Source organism: Buttiauxella sp. WJP83 (genome assembly GCF_027594725.1).
Classification (GTDB): domain Bacteria; phylum Pseudomonadota; class Gammaproteobacteria; order Enterobacterales; family Enterobacteriaceae; genus Buttiauxella; species Buttiauxella selenatireducens.
Window position 1 is genome coordinate 1,222,546 of record NZ_CP110080.1, and the last position, 17,199, is coordinate 1,239,744.

At 50.1% G+C, this 17,199-nt stretch carries 17 protein-coding genes; 10 read left to right on the forward strand and 7 right to left on the reverse strand.

Annotated features, from left to right (window positions below; translation table 11 throughout):
- Nucleotides 1-261 precede the first annotated feature (261 nt).
- Nucleotides 262-2,541, forward strand: a complete 2,280-nt coding sequence (gene maeB, locus OH773_RS05630) for an NADP-dependent oxaloacetate-decarboxylating malate dehydrogenase (RefSeq protein ID WP_270143790.1) — start codon at nt 262-264, stop codon at nt 2,539-2,541.
- A 184-nt stretch (nt 2,542-2,725) separates the two neighbouring features.
- On the opposite strand, the gene hemF is transcribed toward maeB, so the two are convergent.
- Nucleotides 2,726-3,631, reverse strand: a complete 906-nt coding sequence (hemF, locus tag OH773_RS05635; protein ID WP_270143792.1) for an oxygen-dependent coproporphyrinogen oxidase — start codon at nt 3,629-3,631, stop codon at nt 2,726-2,728.
- 5 nt (nt 3,632-3,636) lie between these two features.
- Nucleotides 3,637-4,509 carry an N-acetylmuramoyl-L-alanine amidase AmiA gene (gene amiA, locus OH773_RS05640; RefSeq protein ID WP_270143793.1) on the reverse strand — a complete coding sequence of 291 codons (873 nt, stop codon included), beginning with the start codon at nt 4,507-4,509 and terminating at the stop codon, nt 3,637-3,639.
- Between the two features lie 206 nt (nt 4,510-4,715).
- Between amiA and OH773_RS05645 the strand changes: the two genes are divergently transcribed.
- From OH773_RS05645 to cysM, 9 genes are all read left to right on the forward strand, one after another.
- Nucleotides 4,716-5,141: a GNAT family acetyltransferase gene (locus OH773_RS05645; protein WP_270143794.1), complete on the forward strand. Its 426-nt coding sequence runs from the start codon at nt 4,716-4,718 to the stop codon at nt 5,139-5,141.
- Nucleotides 5,141-5,587: a DUF2919 domain-containing protein gene (locus OH773_RS05650; protein ID WP_270143795.1), complete on the forward strand. Its 447-nt coding sequence runs from the start codon at nt 5,141-5,143 to the stop codon at nt 5,585-5,587. The genes OH773_RS05645 and OH773_RS05650 overlap by 1 nt, the downstream gene beginning before the upstream one ends.
- 64 nt (nt 5,588-5,651) lie before the next feature.
- Nucleotides 5,652-6,227 (forward strand): RpoE-regulated lipoprotein, encoded by a 576-nt coding sequence (locus OH773_RS05655; RefSeq protein WP_270143796.1) that lies wholly within the window; start codon nt 5,652-5,654, stop codon nt 6,225-6,227.
- Nucleotides 6,228-6,330: 103 nt separating this feature from the next.
- Nucleotides 6,331-7,230, forward strand: a complete 900-nt coding sequence (locus OH773_RS05660; protein WP_270143797.1) for a Dyp-type peroxidase — start codon at nt 6,331-6,333, stop codon at nt 7,228-7,230.
- A 150-nt stretch (nt 7,231-7,380) separates the two neighbouring features.
- Nucleotides 7,381-8,397, forward strand: coding sequence for a sulfate ABC transporter substrate-binding protein (locus tag OH773_RS05665; protein ID WP_270143799.1), 1,017 nt, complete (start codon nt 7,381-7,383; stop codon nt 8,395-8,397).
- Entirely contained in the window at nt 8,398-9,231 is an 834-nt protein-coding gene (cysT, locus tag OH773_RS05670; RefSeq protein WP_064555029.1) for a sulfate/thiosulfate ABC transporter permease CysT, read from the forward strand. It begins immediately after the preceding gene.
- Nucleotides 9,231-10,106 (forward strand): sulfate/thiosulfate ABC transporter permease CysW, encoded by an 876-nt coding sequence (cysW, locus tag OH773_RS05675; RefSeq protein ID WP_183270133.1) that lies wholly within the window; start codon nt 9,231-9,233, stop codon nt 10,104-10,106. Before cysT ends, cysW begins: the two co-directional genes overlap by 1 nt.
- Entirely contained in the window at nt 10,096-11,181 is a 1,086-nt protein-coding gene (gene cysA, locus OH773_RS05680; protein WP_270143804.1) for a sulfate/thiosulfate ABC transporter ATP-binding protein CysA, read from the forward strand. The genes cysW and cysA overlap by 11 nt, the downstream gene beginning before the upstream one ends.
- Before the next feature lie 70 nt (nt 11,182-11,251).
- Nucleotides 11,252-12,163 carry a cysteine synthase CysM gene (gene cysM, locus OH773_RS05685; protein WP_270143806.1) on the forward strand — a complete coding sequence of 304 codons (912 nt, stop codon included), beginning with the start codon at nt 11,252-11,254 and terminating at the stop codon, nt 12,161-12,163.
- A gap of 60 nt (nt 12,164-12,223) precedes the next feature.
- Here the strand turns inward: cysM and crr are convergent, their stop codons facing one another.
- From crr to cysZ, 5 genes are all read right to left on the reverse strand, one after another.
- Nucleotides 12,224-12,733: a PTS glucose transporter subunit IIA gene (gene crr, locus OH773_RS05690; protein WP_034459029.1), complete on the reverse strand. Its 510-nt coding sequence runs from the start codon at nt 12,731-12,733 to the stop codon at nt 12,224-12,226.
- Nucleotides 12,734-12,773: 40 nt separating this feature from the next.
- Nucleotides 12,774-14,501: a phosphoenolpyruvate-protein phosphotransferase PtsI gene (gene ptsI, locus OH773_RS05695; protein WP_183270130.1), complete on the reverse strand. Its 1,728-nt coding sequence runs from the start codon at nt 14,499-14,501 to the stop codon at nt 12,774-12,776.
- 46 nt (nt 14,502-14,547) lie between these two features.
- Nucleotides 14,548-14,805: a phosphocarrier protein Hpr gene (ptsH, locus tag OH773_RS05700; RefSeq protein WP_034459025.1), complete on the reverse strand. Its 258-nt coding sequence runs from the start codon at nt 14,803-14,805 to the stop codon at nt 14,548-14,550.
- A 393-nt stretch (nt 14,806-15,198) separates the two neighbouring features.
- Nucleotides 15,199-16,170 (reverse strand): cysteine synthase A, encoded by a 972-nt coding sequence (gene cysK / locus OH773_RS05705; protein WP_270143808.1) that lies wholly within the window; start codon nt 16,168-16,170, stop codon nt 15,199-15,201.
- A gap of 162 nt (nt 16,171-16,332) precedes the next feature.
- Nucleotides 16,333-17,094, reverse strand: a complete 762-nt coding sequence (cysZ, locus tag OH773_RS05710; RefSeq protein WP_270143810.1) for a sulfate transporter CysZ — start codon at nt 17,092-17,094, stop codon at nt 16,333-16,335.
- Between the last annotated feature and the right edge of the window lie 105 nt (nt 17,095-17,199).

Below are 17,199 nucleotides of genomic sequence, written 5' to 3' on the forward strand. Positions count from 1 at the left end.
CATATTATACAAAGTGTTACTTGAGTGCTCCATGTCACTCGCGATGAAAATTCATCGTTGGCATAACTAAAAAGCATAGCAGATAGGCATGGTATTGTTGTTAATGGTGGGTAACATAGTCGTTCTGATTTACTAACATTTTTGTCAGACGTTGCTGATAGTATGGCGATGTTCAAAGTTTAGAACGCGCGCAAGCGTGATACTACGTGGCCTTACCAAGACCCTGTTGACCCTTGAGAGTAATAAGAAAGGAACGAAGAAATGGATGAACAACTGAAGCAAAGTGCCCTCGATTTCCATGAATTCCCCATTCCCGGAAAAATTCAGGTATCCCCAACCAAGCCTCTCGCGACTCAACGTGACCTGGCATTGGCCTACTCTCCGGGTGTAGCGGCACCTTGTCTCGAGATAGAAAAAGACCCACTTGCAGCCTACAAATACACCGCACGCGGCAACCTGGTGGGTGTGATTTCTAACGGTACCGCAGTGCTTGGGCTGGGCAATATCGGTGCGCTGGCAGGCAAGCCTGTGATGGAAGGTAAAGGGGTTCTGTTCAAGAAATTTGCCGGTATTGACGTGTTCGATATCGAAGTCGATGAGATGGACCCGGACAAACTGATTGACGTTATCGCAGCACTCGAACCGACCTTTGGCGGCATCAACTTAGAAGATATCAAAGCCCCGGAGTGTTTCTACATCGAGAAAAAACTGCGCGAACGCATGAACATTCCTGTGTTCCATGACGATCAGCACGGGACCGCCATTATCTGTACTGCGGCGGTGCTAAACGGCCTGCGCGTTGTTGAGAAGAATATTTCTGATGTTCGTCTGGTGGTTTCAGGTGCGGGCGCTTCAGCCATCGCCTGTATGAACCTGCTGGTCCAGTTGGGTATTCAGAAGCACAACATCGTTGTCTGTGACTCAAAAGGCGTTATCTATAAAGGCCGTGAAGAAAACATGGCGGAAACCAAAGCGGCCTACGCGGTGGAAGATAACGGTAAGCGCACGCTTGATGAAGTGATTGAAGGTGCGGATATCTTCCTTGGTTGTTCTGGCCCGAAAGCCATGAGCCAGGAGATGGTCAAGAAAATGGCGCGTTCGCCACTGATTCTTGCGCTGGCGAACCCGGAACCTGAAATTTTGCCTCCTTTGGCAAAAGAAGTGCGCCCGGATGCCATTATCTGTACCGGACGTTCTGACTTCCCGAATCAGGTGAACAACGTGCTGTGCTTCCCGTTCATTTTCCGTGGCGCGTTGGATGTGGGTGCCACGGCTATCAACGAAGAGATGAAGCTGGCGGCGGTTCACGCTATTGCTGAACTGGCTCATGCCGAGCAAAGCGATGTGGTGGCTTCTGCCTATGGCGAAGAAGAGCTGACTTTTGGCCCTGATTACCTGATTCCAAAACCTTTCGACCCACGTTTGATTGTGCAAATCGCCCCTGCTGTTGCGAAAGCGGCGATGGATACTGGTGTTGCAACACGCCCAATTAAGGACTTCGACGCCTATCGCGAGAAGCTGACCGAATTCGTGTACAAGACTAACTTGTTTATGAAGCCGATCTTCTCCCAGGCGCGTAAAGATCCTAAACGTGTGGTTCTGACCGAAGGTGAAGAGGCGCGTGTACTGCATGCGACTCAGGAACTGATTACTTTAGGTCTGGCAAAACCGATTCTGATTGGTCGTCCTGCCGTTATCGAAATGCGCCTGAAAAAACTGGGCCTGCAAATGCGTGCCGGTATTGACTTCGAAATCGTCAATAACGAATCCGATCCGCGTTTCAAAGAGTACTGGAATGAGTACTACAACATCATGAAACGTCGCGGTATTACGCAGGAACAAGCGCAGCGTGCGGTGATCAGCAATACCACGGTTATCGGGGCGATTATGGTGCATCGTGGTGAAGCGGATGCCATGATTTGCGGCACCATCGGTGAGTATCACGAACACTTTAGCGTGTTGGAAAAACTGTTTGGTTATCGCGAAGGGGTGAAAGCCGCAGGGGCGATGAATGCGCTGTTACTGCCAAGCGGTAACACCTTTATTGCTGATACCTACGTGAATGACGATCCGTCACCAGAAGAGCTGACAGAAATTACTCTGCTGGCCGCCGAAACGGTGCGTCGTTTTGGTATTGAGCCAAAAGTCGCGCTGCTGTCGCATTCCAACTACGGTTCTTCCGATTCCAAAGCCGCCTGCAAAATGCGTAAAACGCTGGAGATGGTTCGCGAACGTGCGCCTGATCTGGAAATCGACGGTGAAATGCATGGTGATGCGGCGCTGGTGGAAAGTATTCGCAACGAACGTATGCCTGACAGTCCACTGAAAGGCTCGGCAAATATCCTGATCATGCCGAACGTGGAAGCGGCGCGTATTAGTTACAACTTACTGCGTGTTTCCAGCTCGGAAGGGGTGACCGTTGGGCCTGTATTGATGGGCGTGGCGAAACCGGTGCATGTGTTAACACCGATTGCGTCTGTTCGTCGTATTGTGAATATGGTGGCGTTGGCGGTTGTGGAAGCGCAGACGATTCCGCTTTAATTTTTTTCCTTTTGGCTCTTTTCCCTCACCCTAACCCTCTCCCAAAGGAGAGGGAACCGGTCAGTGCTTTCCCCCTCTCCCTGGGGAGGGAACAGGTCAGTACTTTCTCCCTCTCCCTTGGGAGGGAACAGGTCAGTACTTTCTCCCTCTCCCTGGGGAGAGGGCCGGGGTGAGGGGAGAAAGTTTAAACCCAATCCTTCACCGGTAAAAAATCACGATACAAGGCAGCCTCAGGGCTGCCTTCTTCTGGCTGGTAGCTATATTCCCAACGTACCAACGGCGGCATCGACATTAAAATAGACTCTGTGCGTCCGCCCGTCTGCAAACCGAACAACGTGCCACGATCCCATACCAGATTAAATTCGACATAACGGCCACGGCGATAGAGCTGGAAATCGCGCTCACGTTCACCCCATGGCAACGCTTTGCGGCGTTCGACAATCGGTAGATAGGCATCAAGATAACCGTTACCCACCGCCTGCATAAAGCTAAAGCAATGGTCGAAATCTGGCGTATTCAAGTCGTCGAAGAACAAGCCGCCGATGCCGCGCTGCTCATTGCGATGCTTAATAAAGAAGTAATCGTCGCACCACTTTTTGTAGCGCGGGAAAACGTCTTCACCAAATGGCTGGCACAAATCGCGCGCCGTTTTATGCCAGTGAATGGCATCCTCTTCGAAACCGTAAAATGGCGTCAGGTCAAAGCCTCCGCCAAACCACCACACCGGTTCACAACCCGGTTTTTGTGCAATAAAAAAACGCACGTTGGCATGGCTGGTGGGGACATAAGGATTGAGAGGATGCACCACTAATGACACGCCCATCGCTTCAAAACTACGGCCGGCAAGTTCCGGACGATGTGCTGTCGCTGAGGCGGGCATGGCGTCGCCATGCACATGGGAGAAATTCACACCGGCTTGTTCAAAGATAGCTCCCCCACGTAACACCCGGCTGCGGCCACCGCCGCCGCCTTCACGCTGCCAGCTATCTTCTTCAAACGTGGCACCGTCAACGGCACTCAGTTGCTGGCAGATGGTGTCTTGTAAATGCAAGAGGAACTGTTTTACGGCATGGATATCAGGCGTGTTCATAGGGTTCAACGTTTCTTACTGTGAGCTTTTTGGTTATCAAACCAATTGAAGTAGCTAATAACACCAGAGGCAATAGCACTAGCGATTTTCTGGCGAAACGCGGCAGTCCCCAGCAACTTCTCTTCACCTGGGTTGGTAATAAACGACGTCTCGACTAACACCGAAGGAATGGACGGTGATTTCAGCACCACAAATGCCGCCTGTTCCGTATTGCGGGTGTGGAGCTTATGCACCGGTTTGATCTGCTTGAGGATGTGCGAGCCGAGCGTCAGACTGTTTTTGATGGTATCGGTTTGAACCAAATCAAACAGAACCTGTTGTAGGTACTGATCTTTATGTTTGACCTTGCTGCCAGCAACGTCATCGGCGGCGTTTTCTTTATCAGAAAGATATTTCGCCATTGCACTACTGGCACCGCGATTGGAAAGGGCAAACACCGACGCACCGGCAGCCGTAGGGCTGGTAAAGCCATCGGCATGAATCGACATAAACAGATCGGCGCCATGTTTATGGGCGATTTCTACGCGATCGTACAGGGGGATAAACTCGTCACTGGTGCGTGTGAGTTTGGCCTCTATTCCATTGCTTTTTAATATGTTGCGCACATTTTTCGCGATGGCCAGCACAACGTGTTTCTCTTTCGAGCCATTATGCCCAATTGCGCCAGTATCAATACCGCCATGGCCTGGGTCGATCATCACGACACGACGGGCACCCGATTTTTTGGTCGGTTTACTGTGATTAGTGGTCGTTTTGAGTGGTTTAGTCTCCGAGCTGGCCAAAGCCTTGTTTACACCCGTTAACGTTAAGGCAGCCAATCCAGTAAGCAGTAACTGGCGGCGGGTCGTTAAATGCGTCAGTGATTTAATTTTGCTCATGCGGCTAATATTTTTATCTTTAGAATTGCAGATAGGCATTTATAGCGTATCGGCAAAGGGTAAACGACAAGCATTTTTCTGAAATGACACTCTTTTCATTTCAGAAAATGAATGAGTGGGTAGTATGCCATTTTTTCGCTGGTTATTGGCGAAATGGTCACTTACCCTCATAATTACTGTTTTTACACTTTCAGGTGGCTAATACCATGGAAATACGTGTTTTTCGCCAGGATGATTTTGAAGAAGTCATTACGCTTTGGGAGCGTTGTGACTTACTACGTCCATGGAACGATCCTGAAATGGATATCGAACGTAAACTCAATCATGACGCGGATTTGTTCTTAGTCGCGGAAGTGGGCGGCGAAGTGGTGGGTTCCCTCATGGGCGGCTATGACGGGCATCGTGGTTCAGCTTATTACCTTGGCGTTCATCCGGAATATCGTGGTCGTGGCATCGCTAATGCGCTGTTAAGCCGACTGGAGAAAAAGCTTATTGCCCGGGGTTGCCCAAAGATTCAAATCATGGTGCGTGAAGAAAACGATCTGGTGATTGGCATGTATGAACGCCTTGAATATGAGCAGCAAGATGTCGTGCTTCTCGGCAAACGCTTGATTGAAGACCAAGAATATTAATGCCTTATTTGTATCCACCATCGGATTACGACACTCACGGTAATCTGAAAACACCTCTTTTGTTCTGGTGCATCCTCCTGTTGCAGGCGCGAACCTGGTTTGTGTTAGTGCTCGCGGCGGCTTCTCGCCAGCAAGGGGATGCTATTCTCGGGGCCTTCTATCCGGACCGCGATACTTTTTGGTTTGGATTGCTGCCCGGCATTCCTGCAGCACTGGCATTTATGATGAGTGGCCGACGTCATTTACACCCTCGTTTATGGGCAATGTGGCGCTGGGTGCTCGTTGCCGCGCAAGGCGTCGTTTTGGCCTGGCAGTTGCTGCTGTTATGGCAGGGCGAAGCGTTAACCGGCGTAACATTATCGCTGTTGATCGCCGATATTTTTGCCTTGTGGTGGTTGTGTCAAAGCCGCCGTTTACGCGATTACTTCACGCTTAACCACGAATAACCTGGCACTTTTGGGATAGTTTGCACTCCAAAGCGCGTACCCATGCTTAATAAAGGAATTTTTGATGAAAACACTGCGCCTGATGTTATTAGGGTTGCCACTGGTTTTAAGCGGTTGTTCGACGCTGTCTTCGGTCAACTGGTCTGCGGCAAATCCATTGAACTGGTTCGGTTCGTCGCTTGAAGTGAGCGAGCAGGGTGTGGGTGAGATAACTGCCAGTACGCCAATGGATGAAAAAGCCGTTAGCAGCGCTTTAAATGATAACTACCGTCTGCGCAGCGGTATGAAAACCGATAACGGCGAAATTGTACGCTTCTTTGAGGCCATGACTGACAACACGGTGAAGGTTGTGGTGAACGGTGAAAAAGGTACGGTTAGCCGTGTCGATGTCATGGACAGTGATATTGAAACCGATAGCGGCGTTAAAATAGGCACGACGTTTAGCTCCCTGTATGACAAGGCGTTTGGTTCATGCGTGAAAGCCAGCGGTGACGACAGTGACGGCGTAGAGTGCAAGGCACCAAATAGCCAGCATATTAGTTACCTGTTTAGCGGTGAATGGCATGGTGCGCAGGAGTTGATGCCGTCTGACGACAGCCTCAAAAATTGGAAGATCAGTAAAATTATCTGGCGTCGATAAAAAATAGCCCTGGGTTTGCGTCTTCTCAAGAAGGCGCAGCCGTATTTGGTTATCATAAGGGAATAAACGCCACGGAGAGTGGCGTGTTTTTTTAGGAGGATTCATGTCAAATGTTCAATCTGGCATTCTGCCGGAACATTGCCGCGCCGCCGTTTGGCTGGAAGCGAGTTTTCAGGGCGATTTTGATGCACTTCGTCAAGGCTGCAAAATCTTTAATCAGTCACTCACCACGTTTCAGGAAAAATTCCCTGACGCGAATTTAGGCGCGGTAGTGGCGTTTGGTCATGACCTGTGGCGGGATTTAAGCGGTGGTGTTGGTGCGACAGAACTGAAAAACTTCACCCCATTAGGCAAAGGCCTGGCACCTGCCACTCAGCATGATGTGATGATCCACATTCTGTCCCTGCGTCATGATGTGAATTTCTCTGTGGCGCAAGCGGCACTCGCCGCATTCGGCGATACCCTGAAAGTTGAAGAAGAAATTCACGGTTTCCGTTGGGTTGAAGAACGTGACCTGAGCGGTTTTGTTGATGGCACTGAAAACCCGCAGGGCGAAGCAACTCGTCGTGAAGTTGCCGTGATCAACGACGGCGTCGATGCTGGCGGCAGTTACGTTTTTGTGCAGCGTTGGGAGCACAACCTGAAGCAGCTTAATCGCATGAGCGTGAGCGATCAGGAGATGATTATTGGCCGTACCAAAGAAGCCAATGAAGAGATTGATGGCGACGAGCGTCCGGAAACCTCTCACCTGAGCCGTGTTGATCTTAAAGAGAACGGTAAAGGCTTGAAGATTGTGCGTCAGAGCCTGCCGTATGGCACCGCCAGTGGTACGCACGGCCTCTATTTCATTGCCTACTGCTCCCGTTTGTACAACATCGAACAGCAGTTGCTGAGTATGTTTGGCGAAACCGACGGTAAGCGTGATGGTATGTTGCGTTTTACTAAGCCTGTCACCGGCGGCTACTATTTTGCCCCGTCGCTGGATAAGCTTTTAAGCCTGTAATATTCTTCGGCGCAGCGCCCGCTGCGCCTGATTTTTGTCTTATATCCCTTTCTTATTGCAAATCACCAAACGATATATAAAACCGTTACAACTTTACTGCCTGTTATAAATACACTGGTGCTCTACAGATCACATTTATAAGGGTACCCAATGGCCGTTACGTCAGTGAAAAAAGTTTGGAGTGCGCTCGTTGTCTCTGCGTTGCTGGCGGGGTCTGCCCATGCAACTGAGCTGCTGAACAGCTCTTATGATGTGTCTCGCGAACTGTTTGCCGCGTTGAATCCCGCTTTTCAAAAGCAATGGGAGCAGGAAAATAGCGGTGACAAGCTGGAGATTAAACAATCTCATGCCGGGTCATCAAAACAAGCTTTGGCGATTTTGCAGGGGTTAAAAGCTGACGTTGTAACTTATAACCAGGTTTCAGATGTGCAGATCCTGCATGACAAAGGCAACCTGATTCCGGCCGACTGGCAGACTCGTTTACCGAATAACAGTTCACCGTTCTATTCCACCATGGCCTTCCTGGTGCGCAAAGGTAACCCGAAAAATATCCACGACTGGAGCGACCTAGTCCGCCCGGATGTGAAGCTTATTTTCCCAAATCCAAAAACTTCAGGTAACGCCCGTTACACCTATTTGGGTGCATGGGGGGCAGCAAACAAAGCTGACGGTGGCGATAAAGCTAAGACCGAACAGTTTATGACGCAGTTCCTGAAAAACGTCGAAGTCTTCGATACCGGTGGCCGTGGTGCAACCACGACATTTGTCGAACGTAATTTGGGCGACGTGCTGATTAGCTTTGAATCTGAAGTGAACAACATCCGTAAGCAATACGAAAAAGACGGCTACGAAGTGATTGTTCCAAAGGTCAATGTTCTGGCTGAGTTCCCGGTGGCGTGGGTTGATAAGAATGTTAAAGCCAACGGCACTGAGAAAGCGGCAAAAGAGTACCTTAATTTCCTGTATAGCCCAGCGGCACAAACCATCATCACTGACTATTACTACCGCGTGAACAACCCGCAAGTGATGGACAAGCTGAAAGATAAATTCCCTCAGACCGAATTGTTCCGCGTGGAAGATGAGTTTGGTGGCTGGCCTGAAGTAATGAAAACCCATTTTGCGAGCGGTGGTGAGTTCGACAAGCTGGTTGCGGCGGGGCATAAGTAAATGTTAGCGGTTTCTTCCAAACGTGTGTTGCCAGGCTTCACGTTAAGCCTTGGCACCAGTTTGCTGTTTGTTTGCCTGATTTTACTGCTGCCTCTGAGCGCGCTGGTGATGCAACTCTCCGAGATGACACTGGCTCAATATTGGGAAGTGATCACCAATCCGCAGGTTGTTGCAGCGTACAAAGTGACGCTGTTATCTGCGGGTGTGGCATCTATCTTCAACGGCTTCTTTGGCATGTTGATGGCATGGATCCTGACTCGTTATCAGTTTCCAGGGCGCAGCCTGCTTGATGCATTAATGGATTTACCGTTTGCCTTACCCACGGCGGTGGCGGGTTTAACACTCGCAGGGCTTTTTTCCGTGAACGGCTGGTACGGTGAGTGGCTTGCGCAGTTTGGTATCAAGGTGACTTACACCTGGTTGGGGATCGCCGTTGCAATGGCATTCACCAGCATCCCGTTTGTGGTGCGAACCATTCAGCCCGTGCTGGAAGAGTTAGGGCCGGAATATGAAGAAGCAGCTGAAACGTTGGGTGCGACGCGCTGGCAAAGCTTCCGTCGCGTGATTTTACCCGAGCTTTCTCCTGCGCTGATGGCCGGTGTGGCGCTGTCGTTTACGCGTAGTCTGGGTGAATTCGGTGCGGTTATTTTTATCGCCGGAAACATCGCCTGGAAAACTGAAGTGACGTCGCTGATGATTTTCGTGCGTTTGCAGGAGTTTGATTATCCGGCAGCCAGCGCAATTGCCTCGGTTATTCTCGCGGCCTCACTGCTGCTGCTGTTTACCATTAACACGTTGCAAAGTCGCTTTGGTCGGCGCGTGGTAGGTCACTGATGACAGACGTAACTGAATTGAAAAGCTATCGGCGCACCGGTTTTAACTGGGGTAAATGGATCCTCATTAGCCTCGGCGTGTTGATTTCGTTTTTGCTGCTGGTGGTGCCGGTTGCCTCTATCTTTGTCCAGGCCTTCTCAAAAGGGTTGATGCCTGCACTACAGAATATTGTCGACCCGGATATGCTGCACGCCATCTGGCTGACGGTGATGATTGCGCTGATTACTGTACCGGTGAACCTGGTGTTCGGTATTTTGCTCGCCTGGCTTGTCACCCGTTTTGACTTCCCAGGCCGCCAGTTGCTGTTGACGCTTCTGGATATTCCGTTTGCAGTTTCACCGGTCGTTGCGGGTCTGGTTTACCTGTTGTTCTACGGCTCCAACGGTCCGTTCGCAAGCTTTATGGATGCACATAACATCCAGATTATGTTCGCCTGGCCGGGCATGGTACTGGTCACGATTTTTGTCACCTGCCCATTTGTGGTTCGTGAGCTGGTACCGGTGATGTTAAGTCAGGGTAGCCAGGAAGACGAAGCCGCAATTCTGCTGGGGGCTTCGGGCTGGCAGATGTTCAGACGTGTCACGTTACCGAATATTCGCTGGGCGCTGCTTTACGGCGTGGTATTAACCAATGCCCGTGCCATCGGCGAGTTTGGTGCGGTGTCCGTGGTGTCCGGGTCTATTCGTGGTGAGACTTTCTCACTGCCGTTACAGATTGAATTGCTTCAGCAGGATTACAACACCGTCGGCTCCTTTACTGCCGCCGCGTTATTGACCCTGATGGCAATCGTTACGTTGTTCTTAAAGAGTGCGTTGCAGTGGCGCCTGAATAGCCAGGAAAAACGCCTGCAACAGGAGGGAAATCATGAGCATTGATATTACCAATATTAAGAAATCTTTTGGTCGCACCCAGGTGCTGAACGATATCTCTCTGGATATCCCTTCTGGTCAAATGGTGGCGTTGTTGGGGCCATCCGGCTCTGGCAAAACTACTTTGCTGCGCATTATTGCGGGTCTTGAGCATCAGAACAGTGGGCGTATTAGCTTCCACGGCACCGACGTAAGCCGGATTCATGCCCGTGACCGCAAAGTAGGCTTTGTCTTCCAGCACTACGCGCTGTTCCGCCACATGACGGTATTCGACAACATCGCCTTTGGGTTAACTGTTTTGCCACGCCGCGAACGTCCTTCTGCTGCAGTGATTAAACAGAAAGTCACCCGTCTGCTGGAGATGGTGCAGTTAGCGCATCTGGCTGACCGTTTCCCGGCGCAGTTGTCCGGCGGGCAAAAGCAGCGCGTGGCGCTGGCGCGTGCCTTGGCGGTAGAACCTCAAATTCTGCTGTTAGATGAGCCGTTCGGGGCCCTGGATGCGCAAGTGCGTAAAGAACTGCGCCGCTGGCTGCGTCAGTTACACGAAGAGTTGAAGTTCACCAGCGTGTTCGTGACCCACGACCAGGAAGAGGCGATGGAAGTCGCGGATCGCGTGGTGGTTATGAGTCAGGGGAATATCGAACAGGTTGATACGCCTGAGGCCGTTTGGCGTGAACCTGCGACTCGCTTCGTACTGGAGTTCCTCGGCGAAGTTAACCGTATGAAAGGCACTGTTCGTGGCAGCCAGTTCCACGTAGGTGCGCACCGCTGGCCGCTTGGATTCACGCCTGCTTATCAGGGCGCGGTAGATTTATTCCTGCGTCCGTGGGAAGTGGATGTCAGTCGCCGTACCAATCTGGATTCTCCTCTGCCTGTGCAGGTGCTGGAAATCAGTCCGCGTGGTCATTACATGCAATTGGTTGTTCAGCCGCTTGGCTGGTACGACGAACCGTTAACCGTTGTTCTGCGTGAAGATCATGTGCCTGTGCGCGGTGAACGTCTGTTTGTTGGCCTACAACATGCACGCTTGTATGACGGTAATAACCGTATTCAAGGTGTAGACCTCGCGCAGACTGCCTGATAACTTTACCCAACAACACGACACGCAAAGGCGGCCCACGTGGCCGCTTTTCTTATATCTGGAAAGCTAAGTGAACACCTTAGAAAGCACGATTGGCAATACGCCTCTGGTTAAATTGCAGCGCACTGGACTCGAAAATGGCAGTGAGATTTGGGTAAAGCTTGAAGGGAATAATCCCGCAGGCTCGGTAAAAGATCGCGCGGCACTTTCTATGATTGTGCGGGCAGAAGCTCGCGGCGAAATTTCACCCGGAGATACGCTCATAGAAGCAACGAGCGGGAATACTGGCATTGCGCTGGCGATGATTGCGGCGCTGAAAGGCTACCGCATGAAGCTGTTGATGCCGGACAACATGAGCATGGAACGCAAAGCCGCGATGCAAGCTTATGGCGCTGAATTGATTCTGGTGACCAAAGAGCAGGGTATGGAAGGCGCGCGTGAAATGGCGCGTTTGATGGACGAGCGAGGTGAGGGCAAAGTTCTCGACCAGTTTAATAATCCTGATAATCCGTACGCACACTACAGTACCACCGGACCTGAAATCTGGCAGCAGACGCAGGGGCGAATCACGCACTTTGTTTCAAGCATGGGAACCACCGGGACGGTAACAGGTGTAAGTCAGTTTATGCGTGAACAAGAAAAACAAGTCACAATTGTTGGACTACAGCCTGAAGACGGCAGCAGTATTCCAGGTATTCGTCGCTGGCCTGAAGAGTGGCTGCCGAAGATTTTCAATCCAAGTCTGGTTGATGAAGTGATGGATATGTCTCAGGTAGAAGCCGAGAAAGCCATGCGTCGTCTGGCGCGTGAAGAGGGGATTTTCTGCGGCGTGAGTTCTGGTGGTGCGGTGGCCGGTGCGTTACGCGTCGCGCAGGAAAATCCAGGCTCTGTGGTGGTGGCGATTATTTGCGACCGCGGCGATCGTTATTTATCGACCGGCGTCTTTGGCGAAGAGAGTTATTCTCAGGGCTCTGGTATTTAGTACTTCAGGAACAAACAAAAACGGCACCACGAGGGTGCCGTTTTCTATTGTGCGGATAACTTACTTCTTGATGCGGATTACCGGGGTTTCGCCCACAGTCACGCTACCAGTCAGTTTGATCAGCTCTTTGATTTCGTCCATGTTGGAGATAACAACCGGAGTCAGGGTAGACTTCGCTTTCTCTTCCAGCAGGGCCAAATCGAACTCGATAACGACGTCGCCTTTCTTAACACGTTGGCCTTCTTCAGCGATGCGTTTGAAGCCTTCGCCTTTCAGTTCAACGGTGTCGATACCAAAGTGAACGAACAGCTCAATGCCGCTATCAGATTCGATAGAGAAAGCATGGTTAGTTTCGAAGATTTTACCGATGGTGCCGTCAACCGGAGCAACCATTTTGTTGCCAGTCGGTTTAATTGCAATGCCATCACCAACGATCTTCTCGGCGAACACCACATCTGGAACATCTTCAATATTGACGATTTCGCCAGAAAGTGGGGCAACAATCTCAATGGTTCCGGTGTCTTTTTTATCATCAGAAACCAGAGATTTCAGTTTATCAAACAAACCCATGATCTTCTCCTAAGCAGTAAATTGGGCCGCATCCGGTGGATTAGCAGATTGTTTTTTCTTCAATGAACTTGTTAACCAGCGTCATTAACTCGTCCGTTGTCGGTTGAGCAAGAGCTTGCTCTGCTAACACCTTCGCATCTTCGAAGTTCGTGTTACGAATAATCTTCTTAATGCGCGGGATAGAAATGGCACTCATACTAAATTCGTCCAGACCCATACCCAGCAACAGAAGTGTAGCACGTTCGTCGCCTGCAAGCTCACCACACATACCGGTCCATTTACCTTCTGCATGAGAAGCATCAATAACTTGCTTAATCAGAGTCAGTACGGACGGTGACATTGGCTGGTAAAGATGTGAAATCATATCATTACCACGGTCAACTGCCAGGGTGTACTGCGTCAGATCATTGGTACCGATACTGAAGAAGTCGACTTCTTTAGCCAGGTGGCGAGCAATCGTGGCCGCAGCCGGAGTCTCAACCATCACGCCAACTTCGATAGTTTCGTCAAACGCTTTGCCTTCTTCACGCAACTGCGCCTTCATGATTTCAATCTCAGCTTTCAGTGCACGCACTTCTTCAACAGAGATAATCATTGGGAACATGATACGCAATTTACCGAAAGCAGACGCACGCAGGATAGCGCGTACTTGTGCGTGCAGGATCTCTTTACGATCCATGGCGATACGCACTGCACGCCAGCCCAGGAACGGGTTCTCTTCTTTCGGGAAGTTCATGTACGGCAGCTCTTTGTCGCCACCGATATCCATGGTACGTACGATAACAGCTTGTGAGCCACAGGCTTCAGCCACTGCTTTGTACGCCGCGAACTGCTCATCTTCAGTTGGCAGTGAATCACGGTCCATGAACAGGAATTCTGTACGGTACAGACCGACACCTTCTGCACCATTGCGCTCTGCACCGTCGATATCACGAACAGTACCGATGTTTGCGCAAACTTCTACCTGATGACCATCGAGAGTGATGGCTGGCAGATCTTTCAGTTTTGCCAGTTCAGCTTTCTCAGAAGCTACCTGTTGCTGTACAGCGCGCAGGGCTTCGATCTCATCGTTGGTTGGGTTAACGTAAACTTTATTGTTAACCGCATCGAGGATCAGATAATCGCCAGTGTTCACCTGAGTGGTCACGCTACCGGTACCGACTATCGCTGGCAATTCAAGAGAACGCGCCATGATGGAGGTATGGGAAGTACGGCCACCGATATCGGTGATGAAACCCAGAACCTTTTGCAGGTTAAGCTGTGCGGTTTCTGACGGCGTCAAATCTTTAGCGACCAGGATAACTTCGTCCTGAATAGCGCTAAGGTCGATAATTGCCAGACCAAGGATATTACGCAGCAGACGCTTACCGATGTCACGTACGTCAGCCGCACGCTCTTTCAGGTATTCATCGTCTAATTCTTCCAGCGCGATAGCCTGGCCTTCGATAATTTCGTGAGCAGCTGCATCAGCAGTCACTAATTTATCAGTGATGAGGGCTATGATTTCCTGCTCAAGCTCTTCGTCTTCCAGCAACATGATGTGGCCTTCGAAGATAGCTTCCTTTTCTTCACCGAAGGTCTCGCCAGCTTTAATTTTGATCGCTTCTAACTGTGCTGACGCTTTAGCGCGCCCGCTTAAGAAACGTTCAACTTCCTGCGCAACTTTGTCGGCAGAAATTTTCTTCCGGTCGATGACAATTTCATCTTCCTTCAGCAAAAGTGCCTTGCCGAAAGCGATACCCGGGGATGCTGCAATGCCTGAAATCATAACCCTACCTTACTTGTGACTGATATTTACCAAGAACCCGGAGAACTTATTCGAGTTCAGCCATCAGTTTTACCAGATGCTCAACTGCTTTTTGATCATCTTCGCCTTCAGCAGAGATGGTCACAACGGTACCTTGAGTCAGGCCCAGAGTTTGCAGTTTGAACAGGCTTTTTGCGCTAGCGCTTTTGCCGTTGGAGGTCACAGTGATCTCAGAAGTGAAGCCTTTAGCTTCTTTAACAAACTGAGCAGCAGGGCGGGTATGCAGACCGTTTGGAGCGGTGATGGTAACTTCTTGCTGGAACATTGTATTTCCCCAACTTATAGGTTTAGTGTTGTGGAACTAAAGTCTAGCCTGGTGGCAAAACTTTAGCCTGTATAGTTAGCGGCGCGTTAATAGTAACTCTACGCGACACAAGATGCTTTCGGGAACCACGAAATGTGCTTTGGCATCTGCCATGCGCTTCGCGGCTCGCTCGTCATTAACCATTATGCCGTGAAATCTGATTTTGCACCAAATCGATAAATCGATTCAGCAGAGGTATCTCACATTCCGATTAATTTCGCGCATCAAAATAATTTGCTGGATAGATACCAGACCTGGCAGAGTGACGCAATGCCAGGTTAGCCAAAAGTTTGACGGATGCCACAAAAAAGCACCCATTTGGGTGCTTTTTTACACAGATTTACCACCCTGGCATCACTGTTGCAGCTCTATTTCAGTGAAAAGATCGGCAAAGAGCGCTGTACTCAGGTAACGCTCACCGGAAGATGGCAGTATAACCACAATGTTTTTATTGGTAAATGCTTCATCTTCCTGAAGTTTTAACGCAGCAGCTACCGCAGCACCGGATGAAATTCCCGCAAGAATACCTTCTTCTTCCATCAGAAGACGTGCGGTAGAGATAGCTTCCTCGTTAGTGATAGCGATAACTCTGTCGATCAGTTTGAGATCGAGGTTGCCAGGAATGAAACCGGCACCGATGCCCTGAATTTTGTGCGGCCCTGGTTTGAGTTCTTCACCTGCCAGTGCCTGGGCAATAACCGGAGAGTCGGTTGGTTCCACCGCGACGCTGATAAGATCGGTTTTGCCTTTAGTATTTTTGATATAACGGCTTACACCGGTCAGCGTACCGCCTGTGCCAACACCCGCAATGAATACGTCCACTTCTCCATCGGTATCTTCCCAGATCTCTGGGCCTGTGGTTTTTTCGTGAATTTCTGGGTTTGCTGGGTTACTGAACTGCTGTAACAGAAGGAATTTTTCTGGGTTGCTGGCAACTATTTCTTCAGCTTTCTGAATCGCACCTTTCATGCCTTTCGCGCCTTCAGTCAACACCAGGTTAGCACCCAGTGCTTTCAGGAGTTTACGACGTTCGATACTCATGGTTTCAGGCATGGTCAGCGTCAGTTTGTATCCACGCGCTGCGGCAACATAAGCCAGTGCGATACCGGTATTACCACTGGTTGGCTCAACCAGCTCAACACCCGGCTTGAGCACGCCGCGTTTTTCGGCATCCCAAATCATATTGGCTCCGATACGGCATTTGACGCTAAAGCTCGGGTTGCGGGACTCTACCTTCGCCAGGATGCGTCCATTACCGATGCGGTTCAGACGAACCAGCGGCGTATGACCGATTGTCAGAGAGTTGTCTTCATAGATCTTGCTCATAGCCCGTCCTTAACTGTATGAAATTTGGGAAACCTCTTCAGCATACCTGCTTAGAAGTTATGCGGAAGTAAAGAAATCGCATATCTATATGTAGAAGGGAAATAAGCAGGAGCCAGAAGGAATAAGAAGGAATAAGGAGCGGCATTAGCCGCTCCTGAAAAACTATTTCCACATGGCGTGTTTTGGGCGGTAGCAATCCACCCACATCGCGGTCGCACCACAAACGGCAACCGGCATGATGACCAGATTCAGGAAAGGGATCAGGGTAAACAAACTGACCAGGGAACCAAACTGCATGTTAATGACTTTCTTCTCGCGCAACGAAATACGCATCTCTTTGAATGGGACTTTATGGTTATCAAAGGGATAGTCGCAATACTGTATAGCCAGCATCCAGGCGCTAAATAAGAACCATAAAACGGGTGCAATAGTTTGACCGATACCCGGAATGAAATAGAGCACCAGAAGCACCAGTGCGCGTGGCAAATACCAGGATAGCTTTTGCCATTCACGTTTCATGATGCGCGGAACATCCTTCATGATGCCTGCTATGCCAGTATCAGGCGGGGTCGCTCCAGTCAGACGCGCCTCAAGTTGCTCTGCCAGTAATCCGTTGAATGGTGCTGCAATCCAGTTGGCAATGGTCGAGAAAAAATAGCCAAATACCAGCAAAATAGAGATCACTGCCAGCGGCCAAATGAGATAGCTTAACCACTGCAGCCAGTCTGGCACGTAGGACAGCAACGTGGGCACCCAAACATCCAGGCGAGAAAACAGCCACCAGAATGCGCCACCCATTAAAAGAATATTGACCAGCAGTGGCATGAGCACGAAACGTTTGATTCCTGGCTCAAGGACCAACTTCCAGCCCTGCGAAAAATAATAAACGCCACTGCGTGGCTCGGCTCCTGACGCTGAAACCATAATCTAAACGAACTCCTTTTTAGGCTTTGCTTTTACATGTACAACCATCATAACTGACTGTCAGGAGAAAAACTTATTAGGAAATGGTCGAAAAAACAGCAAAAA